The organism is Vibrio sp. MEBiC08052, from assembly GCF_001506075.1.
In the GTDB taxonomy this organism is placed as follows: Bacteria; Pseudomonadota; Gammaproteobacteria; order Enterobacterales; family Vibrionaceae; genus Vibrio.
Genome location: NZ_KQ947475.1, coordinates 478,464 through 504,462, shown reverse-complemented (window position 1 = coordinate 504,462; position 25,999 = coordinate 478,464). Strand labels below are relative to the sequence as shown.

Annotated in this window: 26 protein-coding genes; 17 read left to right on the top strand and 9 right to left on the bottom strand. The window is 46.6% G+C overall.

The features are described 5' to 3' along the window. Nucleotides 1–22: 22 nt before the first annotated feature. Nucleotides 23–691, top strand: a complete 669-nt coding sequence (can, locus tag VRK_RS02345) for a carbonate dehydratase (protein WP_059119920.1) — start codon at nt 23–25, stop codon at nt 689–691. A gap of 121 nt (nt 692–812) precedes the next feature. Here can and hpt read toward each other — a convergent pair whose 3' ends face one another. Continuing rightward, nucleotides 813–1,346: a hypoxanthine phosphoribosyltransferase gene (gene hpt, locus VRK_RS02340; protein WP_059119919.1), complete on the bottom strand. Its 534-nt coding sequence runs from the start codon at nt 1,344–1,346 to the stop codon at nt 813–815. 421 nt (nt 1,347–1,767) lie between these two features. On the opposite strand from hpt, the gene VRK_RS02335 reads away from it, so the two are divergent. Then, the gene (locus tag VRK_RS02335) at nt 1,768–2,388 is read left to right on the top strand and encodes a LuxR/HapR/OpaR family quorum-sensing transcriptional regulator (protein WP_059119918.1); all 621 of its coding nucleotides are present in this window, start codon (nt 1,768–1,770) and stop codon (nt 2,386–2,388) included. 135 nt (nt 2,389–2,523) lie between these two features. Here the strand turns inward: VRK_RS02335 and lpdA are convergent, their stop codons facing one another. The 7 genes from lpdA to xerD form a co-directional block, all read right to left on the bottom strand. Beyond that, nucleotides 2,524–3,948 carry a dihydrolipoyl dehydrogenase gene (lpdA, locus tag VRK_RS02330; protein ID WP_059119917.1) on the bottom strand — a complete coding sequence of 475 codons (1,425 nt, stop codon included), beginning with the start codon at nt 3,946–3,948 and terminating at the stop codon, nt 2,524–2,526. A gap of 244 nt (nt 3,949–4,192) precedes the next feature. After that, nucleotides 4,193–6,076 carry a pyruvate dehydrogenase complex dihydrolipoyllysine-residue acetyltransferase gene (aceF, locus tag VRK_RS02325; RefSeq protein WP_059119916.1) on the bottom strand — a complete coding sequence of 628 codons (1,884 nt, stop codon included), beginning with the start codon at nt 6,074–6,076 and terminating at the stop codon, nt 4,193–4,195. Nucleotides 6,077–6,092: 16 nt separating this feature from the next. Beyond that, nucleotides 6,093–8,753, bottom strand: a complete 2,661-nt coding sequence (gene aceE / locus VRK_RS02320; RefSeq protein ID WP_059122606.1) for a pyruvate dehydrogenase (acetyl-transferring), homodimeric type — start codon at nt 8,751–8,753, stop codon at nt 6,093–6,095. A gap of 66 nt (nt 8,754–8,819) precedes the next feature. Continuing rightward, nucleotides 8,820–9,590, bottom strand: a complete 771-nt coding sequence (gene pdhR / locus VRK_RS02315; RefSeq protein ID WP_059119915.1) for a pyruvate dehydrogenase complex transcriptional repressor PdhR — start codon at nt 9,588–9,590, stop codon at nt 8,820–8,822. 329 nt (nt 9,591–9,919) lie between these two features. Then, nucleotides 9,920–11,659 (bottom strand): single-stranded-DNA-specific exonuclease RecJ, encoded by a 1,740-nt coding sequence (gene recJ, locus VRK_RS02310; RefSeq protein ID WP_059119914.1) that lies wholly within the window; start codon nt 11,657–11,659, stop codon nt 9,920–9,922. Between the two features lie 208 nt (nt 11,660–11,867). Next, the gene (dsbC, locus tag VRK_RS02305) at nt 11,868–12,602 is read right to left on the bottom strand and encodes a bifunctional protein-disulfide isomerase/oxidoreductase DsbC (protein WP_059119913.1); all 735 of its coding nucleotides are present in this window, start codon (nt 12,600–12,602) and stop codon (nt 11,868–11,870) included. A gap of 12 nt (nt 12,603–12,614) precedes the next feature. Further along, complete coding sequence (gene xerD, locus VRK_RS02300; protein WP_443083404.1) at nt 12,615–13,523, bottom strand: site-specific tyrosine recombinase XerD; 909 nt, start codon at nt 13,521–13,523, stop codon at nt 12,615–12,617. Nucleotides 13,524–13,706: 183 nt separating this feature from the next. Between xerD and fldB the strand changes: the two genes are divergently transcribed. Next, nucleotides 13,707–14,225, top strand: a complete 519-nt coding sequence (gene fldB, locus VRK_RS02295) for a flavodoxin FldB (RefSeq protein ID WP_059119912.1) — start codon at nt 13,707–13,709, stop codon at nt 14,223–14,225. Between the two features lie 31 nt (nt 14,226–14,256). Here fldB and ampD read toward each other — a convergent pair whose 3' ends face one another. Continuing rightward, nucleotides 14,257–14,811 carry a 1,6-anhydro-N-acetylmuramyl-L-alanine amidase AmpD gene (gene ampD, locus VRK_RS02290; RefSeq protein WP_157371829.1) on the bottom strand — a complete coding sequence of 185 codons (555 nt, stop codon included), beginning with the start codon at nt 14,809–14,811 and terminating at the stop codon, nt 14,257–14,259. 146 nt (nt 14,812–14,957) lie between these two features. Between ampD and nadC the strand changes: the two genes are divergently transcribed. The 14 genes from nadC to VRK_RS02220 all read left to right on the top strand — a co-directional run bounded on the left by nadC (nt 14,958) and on the right by VRK_RS02220 (nt 25,999). Then, nucleotides 14,958–15,848 carry a carboxylating nicotinate-nucleotide diphosphorylase gene (gene nadC / locus VRK_RS02285; RefSeq protein ID WP_059119910.1) on the top strand — a complete coding sequence of 297 codons (891 nt, stop codon included), beginning with the start codon at nt 14,958–14,960 and terminating at the stop codon, nt 15,846–15,848. 148 nt (nt 15,849–15,996) lie between these two features. After that, nucleotides 15,997–16,587, top strand: a complete 591-nt coding sequence (locus VRK_RS02280) for a hypothetical protein (RefSeq protein WP_059119909.1) — start codon at nt 15,997–15,999, stop codon at nt 16,585–16,587. 197 nt (nt 16,588–16,784) lie between these two features. After that, nucleotides 16,785–17,225 carry a pilin gene (locus VRK_RS02275; protein ID WP_059119908.1) on the top strand — a complete coding sequence of 147 codons (441 nt, stop codon included), beginning with the start codon at nt 16,785–16,787 and terminating at the stop codon, nt 17,223–17,225. Between the two features lie 53 nt (nt 17,226–17,278). After that, entirely contained in the window at nt 17,279–19,090 is a 1,812-nt protein-coding gene (locus VRK_RS02270) for a GspE/PulE family protein (RefSeq protein WP_059119907.1), read from the top strand. Then, on the top strand, nt 19,071–20,294 hold the full coding sequence (locus VRK_RS02265; RefSeq protein ID WP_059119906.1) for a type II secretion system F family protein: 1,224 nt from the start codon (nt 19,071–19,073) through the stop codon (nt 20,292–20,294). Before VRK_RS02270 ends, VRK_RS02265 begins: the two co-directional genes overlap by 20 nt. Nucleotides 20,295–20,400: 106 nt before the next feature. Next, nucleotides 20,401–21,291, top strand: a complete 891-nt coding sequence (locus tag VRK_RS02260) for a prepilin peptidase (RefSeq protein ID WP_059119905.1) — start codon at nt 20,401–20,403, stop codon at nt 21,289–21,291. A 1-nt stretch (nt 21,292) separates the two neighbouring features. Continuing rightward, nucleotides 21,293–21,901 (top strand): dephospho-CoA kinase, encoded by a 609-nt coding sequence (coaE, locus tag VRK_RS02255; RefSeq protein WP_059119904.1) that lies wholly within the window; start codon nt 21,293–21,295, stop codon nt 21,899–21,901. 32 nt (nt 21,902–21,933) lie between these two features. After that, complete coding sequence (gene zapD / locus VRK_RS02250; protein ID WP_059119903.1) at nt 21,934–22,674, top strand: cell division protein ZapD; 741 nt, start codon at nt 21,934–21,936, stop codon at nt 22,672–22,674. 23 nt (nt 22,675–22,697) lie between these two features. After that, a complete protein-coding gene (gene yacG / locus VRK_RS02245) occupies nt 22,698–22,901 on the top strand; it encodes a DNA gyrase inhibitor YacG (RefSeq protein WP_059119902.1) in 204 nt (67 codons plus the stop codon). Between the two features lie 250 nt (nt 22,902–23,151). Then, the gene (locus VRK_RS02240; protein ID WP_059119901.1) at nt 23,152–23,778 is read left to right on the top strand and encodes an RNA polymerase factor sigma-70; all 627 of its coding nucleotides are present in this window, start codon (nt 23,152–23,154) and stop codon (nt 23,776–23,778) included. Then, nucleotides 23,775–23,966, top strand: coding sequence for a zf-HC2 domain-containing protein (locus tag VRK_RS02235; RefSeq protein ID WP_059119900.1), 192 nt, complete (start codon nt 23,775–23,777; stop codon nt 23,964–23,966). Before VRK_RS02240 ends, VRK_RS02235 begins: the two co-directional genes overlap by 4 nt. A gap of 88 nt (nt 23,967–24,054) precedes the next feature. Beyond that, nucleotides 24,055–24,330: a BufA1 family periplasmic bufferin-type metallophore gene (locus VRK_RS02230; protein WP_059119899.1), complete on the top strand. Its 276-nt coding sequence runs from the start codon at nt 24,055–24,057 to the stop codon at nt 24,328–24,330. A 15-nt stretch (nt 24,331–24,345) separates the two neighbouring features. After that, nucleotides 24,346–25,266 (top strand): MNIO family bufferin maturase, encoded by a 921-nt coding sequence (gene bufB, locus VRK_RS02225; protein WP_059119898.1) that lies wholly within the window; start codon nt 24,346–24,348, stop codon nt 25,264–25,266. Continuing rightward, nucleotides 25,250–25,999 carry an HvfC/BufC family peptide modification chaperone gene (locus VRK_RS02220; RefSeq protein WP_059119897.1) on the top strand — a complete coding sequence of 250 codons (750 nt, stop codon included), beginning with the start codon at nt 25,250–25,252 and terminating at the stop codon, nt 25,997–25,999. Before bufB ends, VRK_RS02220 begins: the two co-directional genes overlap by 17 nt.

Genomic DNA, 25,999 nt, shown 5'->3' with positions numbered 1-25,999 from the left:
CATTGCTTGTAAGGAAAGTAAGATGCCCCAGATTAAAACACTATTCGAAAATAATGCGAAATGGACCCAATCGATTAAAGCGGAAAATCCTGAATATTTCAGTAAACTGGCAGAAGGTCAGAATCCAGATTTTCTGTGGATCGGCTGTTCCGATAGCCGCGTGCCGGCAGAACGTCTGACCGGGCTTTATGCCGGAGAATTATTTGTTCACCGCAACGTTGCCAACTTAGTCATTCATACCGACCTGAATTGCCTCTCTGTCGTCCAGTACGCTGTTGATGTTCTCAAAGTGAAACATGTCATCATTTGTGGACACTATCACTGTGGTGGCGTGAATGCCGCAATCGATACACCGAAGCTCGGGCTCATCAATAACTGGTTGCTTCACATTCACGATGTCTACTGCAAACACCGGACTTACCTTAACAATATGTCAGATGAAGACCGTGCCGATAAGCTCGCAGAAATCAATGTCGCAGAACAGGTTTATAACCTAGGTAACTCGACCATCCTTCAAGGCGCCTGGGAGCGAGGTCAACAAATCGAACTCCACGGTGTGGTCTACGGCATCGAAGATGGGAAACTAGAATATCTGGGAGTTCGCTGCAGTTCCCCACAAACCGTTGAAGATAACTACCATCAAGCCATGGAAAAAATTCTCAATCCGGACTACAAGCTACTTTGTCGCTGAGCGCCGTATTGAGTGTCTAAAAAATAAAAGCCCTTTCCGGGCTCTTTATTTTTACAAATTTCATCTTAATTCACAGATGCGCTCTTAAACAACAATGATGCAGCCCATCTTCCATAAGGTCTTATGACTCTTGTAGCGTGACCCGGCCAATATAAGGCAAGTGACGGTATTTCTGCGCATAGTCAATACCGACACCGACGACAAACTCATCCGGTATTTCAAAACCAATCCACGCTACATCCACAGGGACTTCTCTGCGTGAAGGCTTATCCAGCAATGTACAGATACGGATCGAACGCGGCTCGCGCAATGACAGAATCTCTTTCACTTTATTTAAGGTATTGCCCGTATCGATAATATCTTCGACCAGCAATACATCTTTGCCTTTAATATCATCATCGAGATCTTTCAGGATACGCACATCTCGTGAGCTTTGCATTTCGTTGCCATAACTGGAAGCCGTCATAAAATCGACTTGATGCGTCAGTTGAATCGCGCGGGCTAAATCAGCCATAAATACGAATGATCCGCGGAGTAACCCGACCAGAACCAATTCCTCGCTATGCTGATAATATTCGGTAATTTCCTTCCCTAGGGCTTGTACACGTTTCTGGACATCCTGCTCAGAAATCATGACTTCAACGGTATGCTTCATAAAAATCTCATTGCTTTGGTTTGGCTTGTAAATTAATGCATCTTATCTCACTGAATTCGGCACTGTTTGAATGATAAGCCTATCAATGAAGGGGCGTATGGTACCACCTCTGAGATCAGAGTTAAACAAACCTGACAGAACGGTCTAGACTCATTCTATGCTCAACAAACAAATGTCATATCGATCTGTTCAACTTCTGGATGAATAAAATTCATCTATAAAATAAAGACATAATTTCACGATAATTATCACTAGTATGATTCAATCCTATCACTAATGATACTTGAGACACTGCACAAAAACTTTACATAAAGAATTGACCTGACACATATGCACCATTACACTCATATATCGAACACAAAATAATAAAATAATCATTAGAACACATTTTCATTCAACGTAATTGGCAAGGAAAAAAACTATGGACGCTTCAATAGAAAAACGCCCTCGTACACGATTATCACCTCAGAAACGTAAACTTCAATTAATGGAAATTGCGCTTGAAGTTTTCGCCAAACGAGGTATCGGACGTGGTGGACATGCAGATATCGCTGAAATTGCTCAGGTTTCTGTTGCAACTGTATTTAACTATTTCCCAACTCGTGAGGATTTAGTTGATGATGTACTCACTCATGTCGTTCACCAATTCTCAAACTTCCTCGCAGACAATATTGATGTAGATAGTTATATCAAAGATAACCTCTATCATCTCACACATAAAATGACAAAACTGGTCTTTGAAGATTGTCATTGGCTGAAAGTGTGGTTCGAATGGAGTGCATCGACTCGCGATGAAGTCTGGCCGCTATTCGTATCGACCAACCATACGAACCGCCTGCTGGTGAAGAACATGTTTGTCAACGCAATCGAACGCGGTGATGTCAGCGATCATTATGATTCTGAGCACTTAGTCACCCTGTTCCTCGGGATTTTCTATTCCCTGTTTGTCCAAGTGAATCGTTTACAAGATCAAAAAGAGATCGATGATCTGGTGAACAGCTATCTGGACATGTTATGCATTTATAACAACCGTCGGGCTTAACTGATTATCCGGAAATCCATTCTCTTTGTGTTCGACTGGAAAATGTGTTCGTTCCGGTGAGAGATTCAATAGGATTTCAGAGATAAAAAAACCGCTGTCAGTGACAGCGGTTTTTTATTGAAGGGCATCAGGCCATTATTTCTTTTTCGCTTTCGCGTTAGGCAGATCGGTAATAGTGCCTTCAAAGACTTCAGCAGCCAGACCGACAGACTCATGCAGCGTTGGGTGCGCATGAATGGTCAGCGCCAAATCTTCAGCATCACAACCCATTTCAATCGCCAGACCAATTTCACCCAGTAGCTCGCCACCGTTGGTACCAACAATCGCACCACCAATCACACGATGTGTGTCTTTATCGAAGATCATCTTCGTCATACCGTCAGAGCAGTCAGATGCGATAGCACGGCCAGAAGCAGCCCAAGGGAAAGTCGCAACTTCGTAGTTGATGCCTTCAGCTTTGGCTTCTTTCTCGGTCTTACCAACCCACGCGACTTCAGGCTCAGTATACGCAATCGATGGAATCACTTTTGGATCAAAGTAATGTTTCTTACCGGCAATTACCTCAGCAGCAACGTGTCCTTCATGAACACCTTTGTGTGCCAGCATTGGCTGACCGACAATATCACCGATCGCAAACAGATGAGGAATATTCGTACGCATCTGCTTATCAACATTGATAAAGCCGCGATCATCAACTTCCACACCCGCTTTCTCAGCATCGAGCAGTTTACCGTTTGGTGTCCGGCCGATAGCAACCAGTACTGCATCATAACGCTCTGCTTCTGCCGGGGCACTTTTGCCTTCCATCGAAACATAGATACCATCGTCTTTCGCTTCAACAGCCGTAACTTTGGTTTCCAGCATCAGGGTAAACTTGTCTTTGATCCGTTTGGTGAACACTTTTACGACATCTTTATCTGCCGCAGGAATCACCTGATCGAACATTTCAACCACATCAATTTGTGAACCGAGCGCGTGATAAACCGTCCCCATTTCAAGGCCGATAATCCCACCCCCCATGATCAGCATTTTCTTCGGCACTTCTTTCAATTCCAGCGCATCGGTTGAGTCCCAAATACGTGGATCTTCATGCGGAATAAATGGCAATTCAATCGGACGAGAACCCGCCGCAATAATTGCATTGTCGAAGTTAATGACTGTTTTGCCATCTTCACCTTCAACTTCGATGCTATTCGGGCCGGTAAATTTACCAAAACCATTGACGACGTTAACCTTACGCATCTTCGCCATACCGCTCAGACCGCCAGTTAACTGATTGATAACTTTTTCTTTCCACAAGCGAATCTTGTTAATGTCTGTTGACGGTTCGCCAAACACGATGCCGTGTTCTGATAATGCTTTCGCTTCTTCAATTACTTTCGCAACGTGCAACAGTGCTTTAGATGGAATACAGCCGACATTCAAACATACACCACCGAGGGTGTTGTAACGCTCAATAATTACAGTTTCCAGACCTAAGTCGGCACAACGGAAAGCAGCGGAGTAACCAGCAGGACCTGCACCTAGCACAACCACCTGGGTTTTGATTTCTTTGCTCATTTTGACCTCTTGTAGTCATTATCCCTTACAGGCTAATGGGGCTTCAAAAACATACGTCTAAAACATGTGAGGAGTGAATCCTAAAACCAATCCAGTTTACAGAGATGTTAATGATATGAAAAGATAAACCCCAAAGCCTGTGAGCCAGTCAACAATTAAAACCCGAGAATAACATTCCGGTTCAAATTGCCCTTTGATTCTATCGATCAAGGCGGCTATTCAGCCGCCTTATCATTTCACAAGATTACAGTACCAGACGACGAATATCGCTCAGGCAACCGTTCAGGTAACTAATGAAACGAGCGCCTTCAGCCCCATCGATCACACGGTGATCGTAAGAGAGAGACAGTGGAAGTTGCAGACGAGGAACAAAGTCCTTGCCATTCCAAACAGGTTTCATTTCTGACTTAGATACACCCAGAATAGCGACTTCAGGCGCATTCACGATTGGTGTAAATGCCGTACCGCCGATACCGCCAAGGCTAGAAATCGTGAAACAGCCACCTTGCATATCTGAAGCAGTCAGTTTACCGGCACGGGCTTTTTTCGAAATCGCCATCAGCTCTTCTGAAAGCTCGTAAATCCCTTTCTTGTTCACATCTTTGAACACGGGAACAACCAGGCCATTTGGTGTATCAACTGCGATCCCGATATTGACGTATTTCTTCACAATCAGGCTTTCACCATCTTCAGACAGTGATGCATTGAACGACGGGAAAGCTTCCAGTGCTTTGGCCGCAGCTTTCATAATGAAAACCAGTGGCGTGATCTTCATACCGGTATCTTTCTTCGCTTCAATCGCATTCTGTTCTTTACGGAACGCTTCCAGCTCAGTGATATCCGCATTATCCCACTGGGTCACATGAGGAATCATCACCCAGTTACGCGCCAGATTGGCACCGGAGATCTTCTTAATGCGAGATAACGGCTTAACTTCAGTTTCACCAAATTTGCTGAAGTCCACTTTTGGCCATGGCAACAGACCCAATGCACTACCGTCACCTTTGCCGGAAGCAGCACCGGACTCTAGTCGTTTCAATGCTTCTTTGACAAAGTTTTGTACATCTTCTTTGAGGATGCGGCTCTTACGACCCGTCCCTTTTACTTTTGCCAGATTAACACCGAATTCACGTGCCAGACGGCGAACAACCGGAGAAGCATGCGCATATTCGTTATTCTCTTGGAAATCACCCGTTGCTGGTGCAGCGCTAGCAGCCGCTGGTTTTCCAGCATCTGCTTTTGGTGCGGGCGCAGACTCTGATTTTGCAGTTGGGGCAGCCGCAGGTGCAGCACCGGCGACTTCAAAGACCATGATCAAAGAGTCTGTTGACACTTTGTCACCGACTTTGATTTTGATTTCTTTGACCGTACCGGCAAATGGTGCCGGAACTTCCATGGAAGCTTTATCACCTTCAACGGTAATCAGTGACTGCTCTTCAGTGATCGAGTCACCCACAGCAACCATGATTTCAGTCACTTCAACTTCATCACCACCGATGTCCGGAACATGTACGTCTTTAGATGCTGATGCTGTTGCAGCAGCAACTGGCGCTTGCTGCTCAGAAGCCGCAGCTGGTGCAGAACCTGAACCCGCCACTTCAAAGACCATAATTAAAGAATTGGTTGACACTTTGTCACCCGTCGCAACTTTGATCTCTTTGACTGTACCGGCAAACGGTGCAGGGACTTCCATGGAAGCTTTATCACCTTCAACGGTCAGCAGAGATTGCTCTTCTTCAACTTGATCACCGACAGCAACCATGATCTCAGTGACTTCAACTTCGTCACCACCGATATCTGGTACATGCACTTCTTTGACTTCAGTGCTTGCTGTTGATGCCGCTGGCGCAGCATCTTCAGACTTCGCTTCAGCGGCAGGTGCAGCATCAGCTGCACCCTCATCTTCAAAGATCATGATCAGAGAGTTAGTTGACACTTTATCGCCAACGGCAATTTTGATCTCTTTGACAACCCCACCCTGCGATGCAGGGACTTCCATAGAAGCTTTGTCACCTTCAACGGTGATCAGGGATTGCTCTTCTTCAACTTTGTCACCAACGCTTACCAGAATCTCAGTGACTTCAACCTCATCCGCACCAATATCAGGTACATTAATTTCGATTGTCATTGCTTTTCTACCTCAATTAAGCGTATAGCGGGTTTGTTTTTTCTGTATCGATATCGAATTTCTTAATCGCTGCAGTCACAACGGATTTCTCGATATCACCTCGTTTTGCCAGTTCATTCAGCGCAGCAACCACGACATAACCAGCATTCACTTCAAAGTGACGACGCAAGTTTTCGCGGCTGTCAGAACGACCAAAACCATCCGTTCCCAGAACTTTATAAGATTCAGCAGGGATATAGGCACGAACCTGTTCGGCATAGTTTTTCATGTAGTCTGTTGCTGCAATTGCAGGCTCAGATCCCATAACAGTACTGATATAAGGCACTTTTTCTTCCGCTTCAGGGTGAAGCATGTTGTCACGTTCACATGCCTGACCATCACGCGTCAGTTCATTAAATGAAGTTACGGAGAAGACATCAGAAGCAATGCTGTATTCTTCACTCAGAATCACAGCTGCTTTACGCACTTCATTCATAATCGTGCCAGAGCCCATCAACTGAACTTTGCCTTTGTTACCGGCATGCGTTTCCAGTTTATAGATCCCTTTGCGAATGCCTTCTTCAGCACCTTCCGGCATTGCAGGCATTGCATAGTTTTCATTCATCAGCGTGAGGTAGTAGTAAACATTCTCTTGTTCACCATACATACGACGAATACCATCCTGAATGATCACTGCGACTTCATAAGCAAATGTCGGATCGTAAGAAATACAGTTTGGAATAGTACTTGCCTGAACATGGCTGTGACCATCTTCGTGTTGCAGACCTTCACCGTTGAGTGTCGTCCGTCCGGCAGTCCCACCGAGCAAGAAACCGCGCGCTTGTTGGTCACCCGCCATCCATGCCATGTCACCGATACGTTGGAAACCGAACATCGAGTAATAGATATAGAACGGAATCATTGGTAAGTCGTTGGTGCTGTATGATGTTGCAGCAGCAACCCAAGAGGACATCGCACCCAGCTCGTTGATCCCTTCTTGTAATACCTGACCGGAAGTATCTTCTTTATAGTAAGAAACGACACCACGATCTTCCGGTGTATAAGTCTGACCGTGTGGGTTATAGATACCGATTTGACGGAACAGACCTTCCATGCCGAAAGTACGCGCTTCATCAGCAATAATCGGCACAATATGCTTACCGATATTTTTATCTTTCAGGAGGATGTTCAACGTACGGACAAACGCCATCGTTGAAGAAATATCACGTTTCTGTTCTTCCAGCAGCGGCTTGAATTCATCCAATTCAGGCGTCACCAATTCTTGCGTAAATTTCGGCAGACGTTGTGGTGTATAACCATGCAACGCTTTACGACGAGCGTGCAGGTATTCATGTTCTTTTGAACCTTCTTCAAGTTTCAGATAAGGCAGCGATTTTACGTCTTCATCTGAAATCAGATCTTGCAGGCCTAAACGGTCACGCATTTTCAGAACATGGGTCATATCCATCTTCTTCACTTGGTGCGCAATGTTTTTACCTTCTGCAGCATCACCCATGCCATAACCTTTGACGGTCTTGGCAAGAATCACGGTTGGACGGCCTTTGGTGTCCTGAGCATTTTTGAATGCAGCAAACAGCTTCGATGTATCGTGACCGCCACGTTTCAGAGCAAAGATTTCATCATCGGTCATATCCGCAACCAGCGCTGCTGTTTCAGGATATTTGCCGAAGAAGTGCTCACGAACGTAGGCACCATCTTTTGACTTGAATGTCTGATAGTCACCGTCAATGGTTTCATTCATCAACTGTAACAGTTTGCCAGACGTGTCTTTTGCCAACAGCGAATCCCAGTTGTTGCCCCACAGGACTTTAACCACGTTCCAGCCTGCGCCACGGAACAGACCTTCCAGTTCCTGAATGATTTTACCGTTCCCCATGACCGGTCCGTCCAGACGTTGCAGGTTACAGTTGATCAGGAAGCAAAGGTTATCCAGTTTTTCACGTGCGGCAAAAGAGATAGCTCCACGAGATTCCGGCTCGTCCATTTCACCATCCCCAAGGAAGGCATAAACACGCTGTTCTGAGGTATCTTTCAAGCCACGGCCGTCAAGATATTTCAGGAAACGCGCCTGATAAATAGCAGAGATAGGTCCAAGCCCCATCGATACCGTCGGGAATTGCCAGAATTCAGGCATCAATTTAGGGTGTGGATAAGATGGAATCCCTTTACCATCAACTTCTTGACGGAAGTTGTCGAGTTGCTCTTCAGTCAGACGGCCTTCAACAAAAGCACGGGAGTAGATTCCCGGAGAGATATGACCTTGATAGTAAACCAGATCGCCGCCGTCTTTCTCATTTGGCGCACGGAAGAAATGGTTAAAGCATGTTTCATAAAATGCAGCTGAAGATTGGAACGAAGCCATGTGGCCACCCAACTCCAAATCTTTCTTCGAAGCACGAAGAACGATCATGATTGCGTTCCAGCGAATAATTGACCGGATACGACGCTCAAGTGTCGTGTCGCCCGGATAGGCAGGCTCCTGATCGGCAGGAATGGTATTGATATAGTTTGTTGTAACGCCTGTTGGCATATCAACGCCATCGAGACGTGCTTTCTCCAGAACTTCTTCCAGGAGATACTGAGCACGTTCAACGCCTTCTTCACGGACAACTGACTCAAGTGCTTCTAACCACTCCTGAGTTTCCAGTGCATCTACGTCATGCTTCATGTCAGACATGCGATCTTTCCTTTTGTTGGTTTGATCAAAACAAATCAGTAATAAAGGACATTCGATTTCAATCAATCAGTCCGGCTTATTACCCTGCTGAATCCGGCGTAACGAACGTTCTCGTCGAGTCTGTTCACGCGTTAGGTCCAGCAGTGTTTCTTCAATATAGGCGAGATGAGAATGCGACATTTCACGAGCTTTTTCAGGCTCTCCGGAAACGATAGCATCTACGATACTTGCCCTATGTTTACTCACTTTCTCCACCACTTCAGGGCGGCGGTGTAATAATTTGAAATTCTGTAATACGTTTTGCTCAAGCAGCGGCGCCAGACTACGAACGATATGTAGCAAGACCACATTATGTGCAGCTTCAGTCAGTGCGATTAAAAATTCGACGACGCTGGATGATTCCTCTGCGATATTTTTTGCTGCTTGTTTTTCGCTAATCTTTTCCAGACAGGCCTGAATTCGCACAAAATCTTCTTCTGTACCACGCAGAGCTGCAAAATAAGCAGATATTCCCTCCAAAGCATGGCGGGCTTCAAGCAAATCTAATTGAGTTTCAGAATGGCTAGACAGTAAATCGAGTAAAGGATCCGAGAAACTCGTCCCGATGTTTGCAGTGACAAATGTTCCTCCCCCCTGACGGCGAGTCAACAAACGCTTCGCCTCAAGCCGCTGAATAGCTTCTCGGACAGATGGACGGGATACATCAAACTGTCGGGCTAGTTCTCGCTCTGGCGGAAGTTGCTGCCCAGGCGCTAATATTCCTTCCACAATCAACCGTTCTAACTCTTGCTCTATGACATCGGCAAGTTTCGGCTGACGAATCCTTTGATAGGCCATACTTATTATTCTGCTATGTTATATTTTGGTGTCTAGTCAATTGGTAATACCAATTCCCAACTGGTGCAGAAATTAACATATTCAAAACTTATCTGTCCAGACAAAATTTGACCCAAATCATAGAACCCATCACAATTAAACATACTAGCAACATTATCTATTCATAATTGCTAATAAATATAGTGACATAAGGTAATAAATTTAGCAGATCTGACCAATTTAATTGGACAAGCAGACCTCATTCTCAACGAGGTAATTCACTAAAAATCAAACTGAGATGAAGATGATTCCGCAACCGAAATCATCTCACAGAAGGGTAGATAAGTACGCTAACGCGCCTCAATATGATCGACAATCAGTTGGAGTGACTGATTGCCGCGAAATTCATTAATATCCAGCTTATAAACAATATGAACGGTTTTTACTGACCGATCCGGCCAGCGACGCACATCGACATTAAACGCAATGGCATCGATCATTTTATGGGTGGTATGTCCCTGATAAATCGGCTCAAGCATTAATTTCAAATGCTTCTCTGCGACCAGCTTCTGATCCAGCACTTTAAATTCACCATCAAACAGTGGCTCCGGGAATGCCTGCCCCCAAGGTCCTCCGGCTCTGATCGTTTCCGCGGTATACATGGAAAACTCTTCCGGCAGCAGTTCCCCGTCAGACAAAAGCACACCTTTGAGTGCTGCTTCATCAAGACTATCGCGGACCACTCGGTCAAACTGACTAGAGAAAAGTTCAAAGTCACCGGCTCTGATCGACAGCCCCGCTGCCATCGCATGTCCGCCGAATTTCAGGATCAAACCGGGATGATGCGTATCAATCAAGTCCAACGTATCACGCATATGCAGGCTGGGAATTGAGCGGCAAGACCCTTTGAGTAAACCATTACCGGCATCCGCAAAAGCAATGACCGGCCGATGATAAGAATCCTTAATGCGAGAGGCCAGAATCCCAATCACCCCTTGATGCCAGTCCTGTTGAAACAAAGAGATCCCAAAAGGTAACTCACTTCCTGCGCCTAATTTCAGCCGCTCACAGAATGCCATCGCTTCTTGTTTCATGCCTGATTCGATCTCTTTGCGAGTCTGGTTGAGCGCATCCAGTTCACTGGCCATTCTGCGCGCGGCATGAATGTTGTCACATAACAACAGTTCAACACCGAAGGACATGTCATCCAGCCGGCCTGCGGCATTAATTCTCGGCCCTAAAGCAAAGCCGAAATCGGCAGCGACCAATTGGCGAGCATCCCGTTTCGCAACTTCGATCAATGCCTGAATGCCGGGGCGAACATGCCCGGCCCGGATACGCTGCAGCCCCTGATAAACCAACACGCGGTTATTCTCATCCAACGGCACCACATCGGCGACGGTTCCCAGCGCAACCAAATCCAGCAGTTCCATTAATTTCGGTTCCGCGATGCCATGCTCTGCAAACCAATGACGCTGACGCATAGCCACACAAAGTGCCATCATAAGATAAAAAGCGACCCCAACCCCCGCCAGTGATTTCGAAGGGAACTGACAACTGGGTAAATTCGGATTCACCATCGCATCCGCTTCAGGTAACACATTGCCCGGCAGGTGATGATCCGTGACGATCACCGTCAGTCCCTGCTGTTTGGCATAACGGACCCCTTCAATCGAAGAAACGCCATTATCCACGGTCATAATCACTTCGCCATTCATCGCCAGCGCCTGATCGACCACTTCCGGGCTCAAACCATAACCATCATCAAAACGATTCGGCACCAAATAATCGACCTGCTGACTCCCCATCATCCGCAGTGCCAAGACAGATAATGCCGAACTGGTTGCGCCATCGGCATCAAAATCCCCCACAACAATAATGCGCTGTTGACGCTGAATCGCATCAAAAAGAATCGCAACGGCACGATCAATGCCATCAAGCAACTGATAACTGTGGAGTGCTTTGGCACTTTTTTCCAACTGACTGACATCTCTGATACCACGACCGATGTACAGACGTCTCAAAATCGGAGGAATGCTATCCGGAAGCAAGGAAATATCAGCGACAGGTCTTCTTTTTACTTCAATCATGTTTTACTTCAATTATCATTTAATGCAATACAATTCATATACTCGATTCCGATGAATCCCCAAGACATCATACCATGCTGACAAAGTCTCTGTTCAGACCATCATTATCCCGATAAATATCAATGAATTGAGAAATAAATAGGTTGAGAAATAAATGGCCCGATCAATATCGGGCCAAATCAGTCTAGTCAGCAAGAGCGTTGATCGATTAAATCGCTTCTAAACGCTCAAGTAATTTGTCAGGCGGTAAGTAGCCACCGATCATTTCACCGTTCGGTAGGAAGATTGCCGGTGTTCCGCTAATCCCCAGTTCCCGGCCCAATTGATAATGGTTGGCCACTTCTTTCTTGCATTTTGATATATCGCCTTCAGGCTTGGGAATATCACGGTTAATTTTGGCATCATTGAGTGCTTTGGCCGGATCAGCATCACACCAAATCGCCGCCATCTGCTCGGCCACCTGTCCGGTTGGCCCCTGACGCGGGAACGCCAGATAACGGATTGTAATACCTAAATCATTGTACGCTTTCAACTGACTATGCAGACGAATGCAATAACCACAAGTAATATCCGTAAACACCGTGACCACATATTTTTCATGGTCAGCTTTATAGACGATCATCTGATCTTTCAGCTGTTCAATTCGCTTGGCATTGATTGGTGCCTGACGTTTCGCAATCACATCTTCATACTGACCGTTGCCTTTCATTTTATACAGGGTGCCGGCAATGAAATAATCTCCCTTGGGAGACGCAAACAGCACCCCGTTGGTGGTCTGAACTTCAACTAAACCATCAACATCAGCAGAGACAACATCTTTGACGCTCAATCCCAACGACTGGAATCGCTGCATTAATGCCTGTTTATCAAATGAGTCGGCAGCCGATGCTGCCAGAGAGAAAAATACTAAACCTAATAAAACTAATTCGCGGATTGCGCGCATCATTGTCACCTTTTAAGCCCTTGGATGATGTTCGTTGTGGAGCTGTTTTAATCTTTCAGTCGCCACATGAGTATAAATTTGCGTTGTCGATAAGTCACTATGCCCCAACAACATCTGTACGACTCTGAGATCTGCACCATAGTTCAGTAAATGAGTTGCAAATGCATGTCGTAGCACATGGGGTGATAACATGTCCGTATCGATACCAGCCTGAACTGCGTAATATTTAATTCGGTACCAGAATGTCTGACGCGTCATCTGACGTGATCTGCGGCTCGGAAACAAAACATCAGATGAATGTTCACCCAACAAAATCCCTCTTCCTTGCTGCAAAAATGTCTGAATCCACTCAATGGCATTTTCGCCCATCGGTACCAGTCTTTCTTTACCACCTTTGCCGAATACTCTGACCACCCCCTGCCTCAGACTGATATTTTCCATCGTCAGCGTGACCAGTTCTGTCACCCGTAATCCGGTCGCGTACAACAACTCAAGCATGGCTTTATCACGTAACTCGACGGGGTCTTCAGGATTTGGTGCATCCAGTAAGGCTTCAACCTGAGCTTCACTCAAATCCTTCGGCAACCTTTTCGGTAACTTTGGTGTCACCAGCAAAGCACTCGGATCATCCGTTCTGACTTTTTCACGATTCAAATATTGAAATAAACGACGAATCGCAGAAAGCATTCGGGCCCGGGATGTCTGTTTATAATTCTCATCCACCAGCCAGGCTTGAAACGCCTGTAATTCAGATGTCAGAACGGACGCAAGTCGATAGTCGTGAGACTGCATCCAGCGCAACAGTTTTTCCAAATCATGACGATAAGACGCCAACGTGTTTTCCGACAAACCACGCTCCATCCACATCGCATCCAAAAACTGCTCAACCCAGCGTTGATCCGCTGCAAAAATCTCCGACACTATCGACCTCACTTTCATTTCACCAGCTCTTAATACCATAGAATCCTCTGCCGACAGAAGAAACATCACCAAAAACCGATCAATTTTATCGCGGATCACTCATCTTGAGCTCATCGGGGGATAGCGTTAGAATCCGACAACCTTGAGTACGTTGGCACACATTGATTTGCTGGAATAATTGTTATGAAGATTGGTCTTTTCTACGGTTCCACTACCTGTTACACCGAAATGGCGGCCGAAAAAATCCGCGCGATGATCGGTGAAGATATCGTCGATGTACACAACGTGAAAGATATCCCTTTAACGCAAATGCAAGACTACGACCTGTTGATCCTCGGGATCTCCACTTGGGATTTCGGCGAAATTCAGGAAGACTGGCAAGCGATTTGGGATCACATCCGACAGCCGAATCTGACCGGAAAATATGTCGCGCTCTACGGGTTGGGAGATCAAGAAGGCTATGGTGAATGGTATCTCGATGCCATGGGGCTGCTGCACGATGAACTGAAACATTGTGGCGTCCATTTTATCGGATATTGGCCTAATGAGGGCTACAACTTCGATGCCTCCAAAGCACTGACAGAAGACGGCCGCTATTTTGTCGGCCTCGCACTGGATGAAGACTCTCAGTACGAGTTGAGTGACGAACGCATCGCCAACTGGTGTGAGCAAATTCTCGTTGAATATCATGATGCGCTCTAGAACGCATGATATTGCTCCTTACCTCGGCATATCATTCACATGATTTTTTCAACATGTATCGATAACGCCGCCAGTCAAAGGTTAATCCCGGATCCGCTTTACGCAGCGGTGCAATATACTGATGCCCGGTAATGCGTTCATGGGTGATCTGCGGATAACGCGCTAAGACCGCTTGTGTCAAAGTTGCCAGAGACTGGTACTGCGCATCGGTATAAGCGGTAAATTCGGTACCTTCCAACTCAATACCAATCGAATAATCGTTGCATCGCGGCCGTCCGGCAAACGAAGACACCCCGGCATGCCAGGCCCGATCCAGAAAAGAAACAAACTGAATCACATGACCGTCACGCTGAATCAGACAATGTGCCGAGACCCGAAAATCCGCAACGACTTGAAAAAAAGGATGCTGTGCCGCTTGTAGTTTGCCCTGAAAAAGCTGTTCGATATAAGGCCCGCCAAATTGTCCCGGTGGCAAACTGATATTATGAATGACCAGTAAAGAGATATCATCAGGGCTTTCCCGTTGATCATAAAACGGCGAAATCACCCGTTGAGCTTTGCCGTACCATCCATCCGAATCAATCATCACTGTCATCCTCTCACAACTTTGTCCCAAAATTTTACGCCAATTGCCGGAAAATTCGAACGCAATGGCTGAATTTCACATCCGGTCATCGTATTATGCCGCACCTATACCACTTAAAATGTCTAACCAACAGCGAAAGATCGTCGATGAAAAACAGCCATAATAGTCAGGAACGCCTCAGCTACCTCAAACAACAGCTGCCTCTCGATATCACTCGAGTCGTCAGAGAAACCCTTTATGAAGATCTGGGTGGAACCGTCGATCCAAGTGCCGATATTACTGCCAGTCTGATTCCGGCAGATCAATACAATACAGCCACAATTATTACCAGAGAAGCGGGTATATTTTGTGGTCAAGCCTGGGCGGATGAAGTCTTTCAACAACTCGGTGGCAGCGTTACGATCGAATGGCATGTGCAAGATGGCGATCTCATCGAGCCCAACCAAATCTTGTGTACCCTGCGCGGCCCATCCCGGATTTTGCTGACCGGTGAACGCAATGCCATGAACTTTATTCAGACATTATCCGGTTGTGCATCCAAAACCGCGCAATACGCTGCGATGCTTCAGGGGACAGAATGCCGTCTGCTCGATACGCGTAAAACCGTTCCCGGCCTGCGTAACGCACTCAAATATGCCGTCACCTGCGGGGGCGGATTCAACCATCGCATCGGTGTATTTGATGCCTATCTGATCAAAGAGAATCATATTATCGCCTGTGGGGGAATTGCCGCTGCCATTCAAACCGCGCAACAGCTCAACCCCGGCAAACCCGTCGAAGTTGAAACCGAATCACTCGAAGAGCTGCAACAAGCAATTGAAGCCGGTGCCGATATCATTATGCTGGATAATTTCGATTGCGACATGATGCGAGAAGCGGTCCGCATCAACGCCGGCAGAGCTGCGCTGGAAACCTCAGGCAATGTGACGCTGGAAACGATTCGTGAATATGCCATGACCGGCGTTGATTATATTTCTGTCGGAGCACTGACCAAACATATTCAGGCACTTGATCTGTCAATGCGTTTTCAGGGATAGCACGTAACGGAGCTCAAACACACTTCGGATGCACAAAATATGGACTTTCTTGGCTCATCACTCATCAAGAGTTCAAGAAAGGACGAAAAAATTCTGAACGCAGACACACGGATTGTGTCTATTCAGTCAGTATGTTCACTGTGAACTGATGCCGGGTAAAATCACAATCGATATGATCAATGTTCAATCCTTGTTGCGCGCGACGAGCACGAAAATTTCTCTGCTGCTTCTGCTGGTGATAGCCATCGGTCTTTGGCTAACGTCCCATTATCTGCTGACCTATCAGAATAAAGACATGGACTGGGAATGGTACGATATCGGTGGTGTACAGGTCACACGAACCACGGATACCCACCAGTTACTGTTTCGCCGCGTTTATCCTTTTCAGCAAGCCGTTATTTTTACATCGCTCACGCTGGATAACCGTTTTGACCTGTTCACCATCTTCCGTCATTCATGTTCACCGGATCAGGCTTATCACGTCATCGTCAACAGCGATAAGGGCTCAACACAACAGCCGCTTATCTGCGATGAAAATGGTCGTGAGCTTTCTTTTCGTCTGGTCATGGCAACACCTCACCCCTTAACCATCACTTTCGATCAGCAGTCATTCACCTTTCAGCCCGCTCACTGGGCATTGGCATTTCTGAAAAAAGATCAGTTCATTCAGAAAAATAAACACTATTTCTGCACCAAAAAACATTTCGATGCCTGTGAATATGAGTGGTCCAGAGACTAAGACCACAAACTAAGATCAGCGGGTTCGGACATGATGCTCACAATAAAAAATGCGCCCTCTGTCGAAATCTTCTGAGATTCATATGTCAGTCAGAAATGAGCTTCCCGGGACTCTCCCGCATTCAGAAAGAGTACCCGTTTCAATGACCCGGCACCAAATTATGATGTGCTCCGTTCATCTAACAACGGAGATCGTTTATGTCCTCAACTGCCAGCCGACAACTGGGGTTTACCCTAGTTGAATTGATGATTGTCGTCACCATTATCGGCATTTTATCTTCCATTGCCGTCCCGGCTTACCAGAACTATATCCAGAAATCAGAAGTCACCGCCGGTGTCAGTACCACCAGTGCACTGACAACCAATATCGATTTATTCATTCAGGAAAACGGCAGATTTCCATCCGCAACAGGTCTGAGTGATATTGGCGCAAGTGCCACCATGAGCGCTCTGGGAACCTTATCGCTGCTCCCAGACACCGAGGTCGCTGAACAAGGTGTGTTGTCATTCGAATTTAATACCACAACATCCGTTCCCGGAAAAAAAGTGCAGTGGCGAAAAAGCGCAACCACGGGATGGCAATGCATTCAGGATGCAGCAGAACAGATCAAAGGCTGTCAGAAAGGCACCATCATGTAAGTCCCGGCAGACAAGACCACACTCACAACTATCAGAACGATCAGAGGCTTACCATGAGTATATTACTTCGGCTGCTCCACTCCGAACACCACCTGACGCAAGAGCAATTCACCATGATGACTGGACAGTGCGGCCATCATGCAACTGCGCCGTTGAGAGTGCTGCTCGACTCTCAACTGATGACGGCAAGGCAGATAGCCGATTTTATCGCCCAACATCTCAAGATGCGCCAGATCGACATCCACACTTACGCTTATGCAGAAACCTGTCGGCAACTCGATGTCAGTGATCTGATGCAGCTCTACTTAGCACTGCCAATATCAATCCAGCATGAATGGCTGACCCTGGCGGTCGGGGACCCCACCATCCCTCACCTTCGCGAAGATTTTCAGTTTGCTACCGGGCTCAATATTGATGTGGTTGTTGCCGATGCTGAACAACTACAGGAAGCGATCGCACACTACGAATCCAGTGACAACATTGGCCATAGTATTCCCGCTCAAAACCGACTGGATGAATACGTGATTCAGGAAGATCATGATGATTACCAGACAACGGATATCCGACCTAACGATGCCCCGGTCACGCAATTTATTATCCAACTCATTCAGGAAGCCCATCAAAGACATGCATCAGACATTCATTTCGAACCTTATGAGCACACTTATCGTATCCGCATGAGAATCAATGGCTTGCTGGTGACGACTCATACACCATCGAGTAAAGTCAGCCGCAGACTCGCATCCCGGTTGAAAGTATTAGCCAATTTGAATATTGCGGAACGCCGTTTACCGCAAGACGGCCGGATCAAACTCGGTGCCTTATCGACTATCGATGTCGATCTTCGGATCTCAACATTACCAACCCAGTGGGGGGAGAAGATTGTTATTCGACTCCTCAATAGCCATCAAATGGAACTACACCCCGATCAACTGGGATTTTCAGCCACGCAACATGAGATGTTTCTACAGGCCATTCAGCATCCTCAGGGGATGATTCTGATTACCGGCCCGACAGGCAGTGGTAAAACAGTGACGCTCTATTCCGCACTCACTTGGCTCAACGATGAATCGCGCAATATATCCACCGTAGAAGACCCGATAGAAATCGCACTCTCCGGGGTCAATCAGATTCAAGTGAACGAAAAGATCGGCCTGTCATTCAGCCATATACTCAGATCTCTACTGCGACAGGATCCTGATATTCTAATGATTGGTGAAATCCGTGATCCGGAAACCGCAGAAATTGCCTTTCGGGCAGCACAAACAGGGCATCTGGTGTTCTCAACCCTGCATACCAACTCAGCATATGAAGCTTTGACCAGACTCATCTACATGGGACTGGAAAGCTATCATATTCTACCGACTATTCGTCTGGTGGTTGCCCAGCGGCTACTCCGCAAACTTTGCCCACGCTGCAAGGTCGCAGTACAACTGCCGCCTGAACTGTGCCGACGCTGGCCGATATTAAATAACGGACGGGCCTATCAGCCATCCTCTCAAGGCTGTCACGCCTGTATTGGTGGTTATCAAGGTCGCTTCAGCATTTATGATATGTACTATCCCACCCAATTCTCAGTCTTCTCAGATAACGAGTCACATCCTCGGAAACAACACATGCCGCTCCCGGAAAACGACACAACAACGGGCCTGTGGCAGGAAGGACTAGAAAAAGTCCGACAGGGAGTGACCGCTTATGAAGAGATCGTTCGGGTGCTGGGAACCCCACCAGCCGAGATCGCCAACGCAACCAATACATTTTCAGCGACTCAATCTCAGTCAACATGCCAGCCGACACAATACCAGACAACTTCATCTCAACACACCACAGACAGAGGAGATCGCTATGCCGCCCCCGACGCCTGAACTTCATCGCTATTACTGGCAAGGGATTCATCTCGATCAACAGCGTAAAACCGGACATCTCTGGGCATTTTCTCAGGAAGATGCGCTCCGCCAGTTACAACAAAACCTGACTGCGATTCACATCATTCGCCCGGATCCGCCCAATCCACTCACACGATGGCTCAATCGTGCTCGCGTAAAGGATATTACAGACCTGATACGACAGCTGGCAATTATGCTGAACGCCGGGCTTCCCATCGTTCAAGCGCTCCTTCTGATTGCCACACAATGTTCTCGTTTTGGTTCCAAACTCATTGTATTACAAGCACACAATGCGCTGATGAATGGTGCATCGTTAACCGATGCACTCCAACAGAGTTCCCCCGCTTTTCGGGGTCTGTATGGTGACATGCTCCATGCAGGAGAAATGACCGGGAGAATCGCCGAAACACTGGCCCAAATTGCCGATTACCGGGAAAAACACGCCCAGCTCCGTGCAAAAATGATCAAAGCAGCAACGTATCCATCGATTGTGTTGGTGAGCGCACTGCTACTCACCGCACTGATGTTAACGAAAGTCATCCCTGAATTCGCTCAGATGTTTGCCCATATGCACGCTGAGTTACCTTGGTTGACTCGCCAGGTTCTGACCGTATCGGACATACTAAGATTCTGGGGGAAGTGGGCCGTCGCATTCGTGATTGGTGTGATATGCCTGTTGAAGAGCCTCTGGCATCGCATCACGATGCTCCAAATGATTATGGAGTCACTCCTACTCAGACTACCACTGTTGGGTCCTTTGCGAACAAAAGCGATCATGATTCGTTGTTGTCGCACTCTGGCAACCTGTTATGATTGCGGCATTCCTTTACTGGATAGCCTGAAAAGCGCACAAAATATTGCAGGGTCGCTGCGCTATCGAACCGCACTGGAAACGGTTTTGGCACAGGTTTCTGCCGGAACCAGCTTATATGCGGCAATGCAGAACAGTCACCATTTTCCTGAATTTGTCACACAAATGGTCTTCATCGGAGAAGAATCCGGCACATTAGGTCAAGTGCTGACTAAGGTGACCCAACAATACGAACAAGACATCGATCAGTATGTTGAACAGCTCGGAGAAATGATTGAACCCTTATTGATCTTGTTGCTTGGCGGCCTGATAGGGGGATTAGTCATCGCAATGTATTTACCTGTCTTTAACTTAATGCAGGTGATGGGATAGTATAATGTCCGCTGTTGTACTCTCAGATGAGCTCTGAGTCACCGGTCTGAATTGAAACGACCTCGTTGAACGGGGTGAATTATCGAATAACATTGAGCATAGTTGAATGGATGCATTTTTGATTTATCCTTGGTTATTTCCTGTTTTTGCGAGCCTCTTCGGGCTCATCATCGGCAGTTTTCTGAATGTCGTCATCTATCGTTTACCACAGATGATGGTCACAAACTGGAAGCAAGAATTTGCCGAAGCTTTCCCCGAATACGACATTCCTGCACCGGCCAAGAAAGAACAGATTTCACTCAGTCTCCCGGCTTCATTTTGCCCGCACTGTCATCACCGAATCCGGATTTGGCATAATATCCCGCTGTTTAGCTGGTTACTGCTCGGTGGCAAATGTGCAGACTGCGGAAAACGGATATCAGTACAATATCCACTGGTAGAACTCGTGACGGCACTGGCAAGCTGCATCGTCGCAATTCACGGAGGCATGACCTATTACACGCTGGCATTGCTCATGTTTACTTACATCAGCATTGCCGCTGCATGTATCGATCTCAATCAGATGTTACTTCCCGACAATTTAACCATCCCGCTGATCTGGCTTGGGCTATTACTCTCACTGACACATATCAATCCGCTGCCGCTATCCGATGCGGTAATCGGCGCGGTTGCCGGCTATTTATCACTCTGGTCGATTTACTGGATTTTTAAACTGCTGACGAAAAAAGAAGGCATGGGGTATGGTGACTTTAAATATCTTGCTGCCATCGGCGCATGGATCGGCTGGCAAACGTTACCGATGGTGATTTTATTGTCCTCCGTGATTGGCATCATTTTAGGTGTCACACTACTTTTGATAAGAAAGCAAGTTTTGACAAGTAAGCAAAGTAATCCATCCTTTCCATTCGGCCCCTCTCTGGCGATTGCCGGATGGATCTGTCTCATCTGGGGCAACCCGATGATGAGCTGGTATACATCAATCGTATTAGGAGCGTAATATGACATTCGTTGTCGGGTTGACCGGAGGTATATCGAGCGGAAAAACAACGGTAGCCGAACTCTTTCATCAACACTTTGCGATTGATGTCGTCGATGCGGATGTCATTGCCAGAGAGGTGGTTGCCATCGGCACCACAGGGCTGACGGCCATTACAGAACATTTCGGTCACAAGATACTCAACGATGACGGCACATTAAACCGTGCGCGCCTAAGAGAAATTATCTTTGCCGATGCGGATGAAAAATCATGGCTGAACCAACTCCTTCATCCGATGATCAGACAAAAAATGCAGCGCGCGCTCACTCGCACCACCTCACCCTATGCATTGTTAGTCATCCCACTCTTAGTTGAAAATCAACTCCAGTCGATGGCCGACCGAATTTTAGTCATCGATGTGGATGAAACGATACAGATCCAGCGCACAATGCTTCGTGACGGAATCAGTGATTCGCACGCTCAGAATATACTTTCTGCCCAAGCGACTAGAACTGAACGCCTTGCAGTGGCCGATGATGTGATTAACAATAGTGCGGAAAGCCATCAACTTCTGCCTCAAATCACAGAATTACACCAGAAGTACCTAGCCATGAGCGGCAGAAATTTGTGAAAATAATACGGATATAAATAAAGGCTAGCGAAATGACGATCCATCAATTCGAACATCCTCTGAATGAAAAGACTCGAATTTATCTGAGAGTCGAAGCCCTGCTGGCCCAACTTCATCGTGCATCTCAATTTGATGATAGTGACCAATATCAGCTTTTTTTCCGGGCATTGTTTGACCTGCTTGATATTTTTGAACAAATTCAGCTACGCAGTGAACTGGCGAAAGATATCGAGAAGCAGCGCATCATGTACCGAAATTGGTTGAATGTTGACGGGGTCGATCAAAATACCTTACTGGCGTTACTGAGAGAAGTCGATGAAGTCCATTCAAATCTGATGAATGCAGAACGGTTTGGCGTCTCACTCAAAGAAGATCGCTTTCTGATCTCTGTCCGCCAGCGATTTAATCTTCCCGGTGGTTCATGCTGTTTTGATCTGCCGGCACTGCATTACTGGCTACATACACCGACCGAACAAAAACAGCGGGATGCTTTGACTTGGCTCCACACCCTGAAACCCCTATCATCTGCACTGAGTCTATGGCTGAAACTCGCCCGGGAAACCGGTCAGTACCATGCGTATACTGCAAAATCAGGCTTTTATCAGAGCGATGCTGAAGATGCGAATATTCTCCGTCTGCTGATTCCTCTGGAATATGGGGTTTATCCGATGATCTCAGGACACAAAAACCGTTTTGCGATAAAATTTATTGAATTTGAAACCAATCAGGCCAGCGCTTGCGATATTCAGTTTGAGCTGGCAGTTTGTTGCTAACGAACTGAACTATATAGAGAATTATGACAAATCCAAAAATCACAACCGTTCAATGTCCTCAATGTGGCACCGCTGTTGTCTGGGGAGAGCAAAGTCCCTTCCGCCCGTTTTGTAGTAAAAAATGCCAAATGATCGACTTCGGTAGCTGGGCCAATGAAGAAAATACCATCCCCAGTGCTCCCGATATCTCCGATACGGATGGTTGGTCAGAAGACGATCTCGATTAACCTTCACATCTTCACATCCGTTCTGCATTGGGCGGATGTTTATATTCTCCCCCACCATCTTTCTCTTTCTATGAATTCCTGATCTGACGACGTACCCAGCTTGCTCATCGCTTGATACTCGTCGTTCAAACGAATGACATCATAAAGAACACGACACAGACATCCGACTCATAAAAAATAAAAATACCCTGTAAGGAATTGATTCAAGATTCGTCTAAACTAACAGAGTTCCTTTTTATTGAGATATTGAATGACATTAGCCGATTCAGATATTCAACCAAATACCTTTTCACAGCATCTCTTTGATGATGAGCAGTTTATCCAACCGTTAAGGCAGCAGATGTTGAAATTTGCCCGGTTGCAGGTTCAAGACGAACAACTGGCCGAGGATGCGGTCCAGGAAGCAATGATTGCCGCATATCAACATATCGATAAGTTTGAACAGCAAGCCGCACTGAAAACTTGGATTTTTGCCATTCTCAAAAACAAATTGATCGATTTACTGAGAAAAGAAAAACGCACCACGGTCGCCAGTCAGCTTGAACAGGGGGACTGTACTCAAGGCGATGCCTTGATGGAAAAGCTGTTTGATCAACATGGTCACTGGCATAAACACGAGCGCCCGGTGAAATGGCAACAACCTGATAGTTGTATTGAAAACGAACATTTTTGGCGCGTGTTCGATGCTTGCCTGAATGCCTTACCGGAACGCTATGGTCGATTATTCATGATGCGAGAGTTCCTTGAACTGGAAACGCCCGAGATTTGTCACAATGAAGACATCTCGGTCAGTCACCTCAATGTCACGCTCTACCGTGCTCGTCTCAGACTCCGGGAGTGTTTAGAAAATAACTGGTATCTGTCGGAGGAACGATGATGAACTGTAAACAAGCTACCCGACTTCTTTCCGAGCGAATGGAGCGAACACTCACCACCAAAGAGAAATTGGCATTACGTCTCCATACAAGCATGTGCAGCAGTTGCCGTCGGTTTGGTAAGCAGATGGATGATATCCGTTTATTATCAAAAAGTTATATGCATGCAGAATTGAAAGATAAAGAATAATAAATTTTTTTCCATTTTTTGTGTAATACCTACCCCTGTTCATCCGTCGAATAAGGGAATCAGACAATACACTTGTGAGGAAAACACTATGAACACATCAAAAACATCTCTTGCTCTCGCTCTGACAACTGCGGTTGCACTCTCGGCAGCGACACTGCCGGCTCAAGCCGCCGGTAAAGAAAAATGCTACGGGATCGCACTTGCCGGGCAAAATGATTGTAAAGCTGGCCCCGGAACCACTTGTGCCGGCACAGCAAAAACAGATTATCAGGGAGACGCATGGAAGTTTGTTCCTAAAGGGACCTGTATGGAGATGAAATCAGAAACCTCGCCGACAGGCCATGGTCTGCTCAAAGCATTCTAAGTCGAGCTTTTCGCGATGATTAATCCTCGTCAAACCCCATCCGCCGAAGACGTGCTAACGTCTTCGGGTTTTCCACCCCGAAGCGGGGTGAGCTTAAAACCCTGTTATTATCAGACGATTCTGACAGAAAAACCGTCGGTCGGTTTTTTTGAAATCCATGCTGAAAACTATCTTTCTGCCGGAGGCCCCAATCGCTACTATCTGGAAAAGATTCGGGCACATTATCCGATCACTGTTCATGGAGTTGGCCTCTCGATCGGTGGCGAATCACCATTGAACCGGGAACATCTGAAAAAAGTCGCACAACTGGTTGAATGGATCGAACCGCTGGTTTTTTCAGAGCATTTGGCTTGGTCCAGCCATTTCAATCATTTTTTCAATGATTTACTCCCGCTCCCTTATACGGAGAAAACGCTTGGGCAAGTTTGTGCGCACATTGAGCAGGTTCAGGAACAGTTGAAGCGCCCCATGCTATTGGAAAATCCATCCACTTATCTGCGCTTCAAAACAACAACCATGAGTGAGCTGGAATTTATCAGCACGATCATCCAGCGGACCGGATGCCAATTGCTACTTGACGTCAATAATGTTGCCGTCTCCTGTTTTAATCATCAACAGAATCCCTACCAATATATCGATCAATTTCCCGGTCAGTCTGTACGACAAATTCATCTGGCCGGATATGCGATTGACCAAAATGAGACAGTACCACTAAGAATCGACAGCCATGACCGAGAAGTCACTGATGACGTCTGGCAGCTCTATCAATATACCTTACAGAAGTGGGGAGATAAGCCCACGTTGATTGAATGGGACGGGCAACTCCCGGAACTTGCCGTACTACAACGGCAGGCCACAATGGCTGATCAGATACGAACTCGCATTCAACGCACGTTTCAATCAGAGTCAGGGGCCGATCATGCAACAGCAATTTAGTCAGTCGATTCTGATGCAAAACGATGAAGCACTGCCGCAAATCGACGCAACATCAACCGCAGAAAAACAAGCTCGTTTTGCCGTTTACCGCAACAATGTCTATCACTCACTGACCGAAGCACTGGAAGAGATCTACCCTGTCTGTAGACAGGTTGTCGGTGAAGATTTTTTCCGCATGCTGGCAGGGCACTTTATTCAACGTTATCCGCCAACTTCGCCAATATTGAGCGAGTATGGGGCGCAATTTGCTGAGTTTTCCCGCTCAATCCCGCAGCTTTCATCACTGCCTTACTTCAGTGAATTAGCCCAACTGGAATATCAGTTACTGCAATTGACTCACGCAGCCGATCTCCCCGTGCTTTCCATTACCGACATTCAACAGCATCTGGCAGAATGCGCAGATCCGACCCAATCGGTCTGGCAGCTCACCGAACCCTGTCAGTTCTGGCAAACATCTTATGCTGTCGGGTTAATTTATCAGGCTCACCAGCCAAATTCAGCGCACATGATTCAAGATATTCAGTGGGATAAAAGTGAGTACCTACTACTGACCAAGAGAGAGCATTATGGTGTCTTCTACTCTCTTTCGGCTGATGAATACCATTTACTTCAGCGGTTACAGCAAGGCGTCACGCTGGAACAAGCAAGCCAAAACATCGCGCCAGATCATTTTCCAGAGTTATTTTCAACCCTCTTACAAAAACCCATTATCCGAGCGATTTTGCCACAATAG

What these genes read in the sequence shown, in the direction of transcription:
- can (WP_059119920.1), top strand. Translation starts at nt 23, where the DNA reads ATGCCCCAGATTAAAACACTATTCGAAAATAATGCGAAATGGACCCAA.
- hpt (WP_059119919.1), bottom strand. Translation starts at nt 1,346, where the DNA reads ATGAAGCATACCGTTGAAGTCATGATTTCTGAGCAGGATGTCCAGAAA.
- VRK_RS02335 (WP_059119918.1), top strand. Translation starts at nt 1,768, where the DNA reads ATGGACGCTTCAATAGAAAAACGCCCTCGTACACGATTATCACCTCAG.
- lpdA (WP_059119917.1), bottom strand. Translation starts at nt 3,948, where the DNA reads ATGAGCAAAGAAATCAAAACCCAGGTGGTTGTGCTAGGTGCAGGTCCT.
- aceF (WP_059119916.1), bottom strand. Translation starts at nt 6,076, where the DNA reads ATGACAATCGAAATTAATGTACCTGATATTGGTGCGGATGAGGTTGAA.
- aceE (WP_059122606.1), bottom strand. Translation starts at nt 8,753, where the DNA reads ATGTCTGACATGAAGCATGACGTAGATGCACTGGAAACTCAGGAGTGG.
- pdhR (WP_059119915.1), bottom strand. Translation starts at nt 9,590, where the DNA reads ATGGCCTATCAAAGGATTCGTCAGCCGAAACTTGCCGATGTCATAGAG.
- recJ (WP_059119914.1), bottom strand. Translation starts at nt 11,659, where the DNA reads ATGATTGAAGTAAAAAGAAGACCTGTCGCTGATATTTCCTTGCTTCCG.
- dsbC (WP_059119913.1), bottom strand. Translation starts at nt 12,602, where the DNA reads ATGCGCGCAATCCGCGAATTAGTTTTATTAGGTTTAGTATTTTTCTCT.
- fldB (WP_059119912.1), top strand. Translation starts at nt 13,707, where the DNA reads ATGAAGATTGGTCTTTTCTACGGTTCCACTACCTGTTACACCGAAATG.
- ampD (WP_157371829.1), bottom strand. Translation starts at nt 14,811, where the DNA reads ATGATTGATTCGGATGGATGGTACGGCAAAGCTCAACGGGTGATTTCG.
- nadC (WP_059119910.1), top strand. Translation starts at nt 14,958, where the DNA reads ATGAAAAACAGCCATAATAGTCAGGAACGCCTCAGCTACCTCAAACAA.
- VRK_RS02280 (WP_059119909.1), top strand. Translation starts at nt 15,997, where the DNA reads ATGCCGGGTAAAATCACAATCGATATGATCAATGTTCAATCCTTGTTG.
- VRK_RS02275 (WP_059119908.1), top strand. Translation starts at nt 16,785, where the DNA reads ATGTCCTCAACTGCCAGCCGACAACTGGGGTTTACCCTAGTTGAATTG.
- VRK_RS02270 (WP_059119907.1), top strand. Translation starts at nt 17,279, where the DNA reads ATGAGTATATTACTTCGGCTGCTCCACTCCGAACACCACCTGACGCAA.
- VRK_RS02265 (WP_059119906.1), top strand. Translation starts at nt 19,071, where the DNA reads ATGCCGCCCCCGACGCCTGAACTTCATCGCTATTACTGGCAAGGGATT.
- VRK_RS02260 (WP_059119905.1), top strand. Translation starts at nt 20,401, where the DNA reads ATGGATGCATTTTTGATTTATCCTTGGTTATTTCCTGTTTTTGCGAGC.
- coaE (WP_059119904.1), top strand. Translation starts at nt 21,293, where the DNA reads ATGACATTCGTTGTCGGGTTGACCGGAGGTATATCGAGCGGAAAAACA.
- zapD (WP_059119903.1), top strand. Translation starts at nt 21,934, where the DNA reads ATGACGATCCATCAATTCGAACATCCTCTGAATGAAAAGACTCGAATT.
- yacG (WP_059119902.1), top strand. Translation starts at nt 22,698, where the DNA reads ATGACAAATCCAAAAATCACAACCGTTCAATGTCCTCAATGTGGCACC.
- VRK_RS02240 (WP_059119901.1), top strand. Translation starts at nt 23,152, where the DNA reads ATGACATTAGCCGATTCAGATATTCAACCAAATACCTTTTCACAGCAT.
- VRK_RS02235 (WP_059119900.1), top strand. Translation starts at nt 23,775, where the DNA reads ATGATGAACTGTAAACAAGCTACCCGACTTCTTTCCGAGCGAATGGAG.
- VRK_RS02230 (WP_059119899.1), top strand. Translation starts at nt 24,055, where the DNA reads ATGAACACATCAAAAACATCTCTTGCTCTCGCTCTGACAACTGCGGTT.
- bufB (WP_059119898.1), top strand. Translation starts at nt 24,346, where the DNA reads ATGATTAATCCTCGTCAAACCCCATCCGCCGAAGACGTGCTAACGTCT.
- VRK_RS02220 (WP_059119897.1), top strand. Translation starts at nt 25,250, where the DNA reads ATGCAACAGCAATTTAGTCAGTCGATTCTGATGCAAAACGATGAAGCA.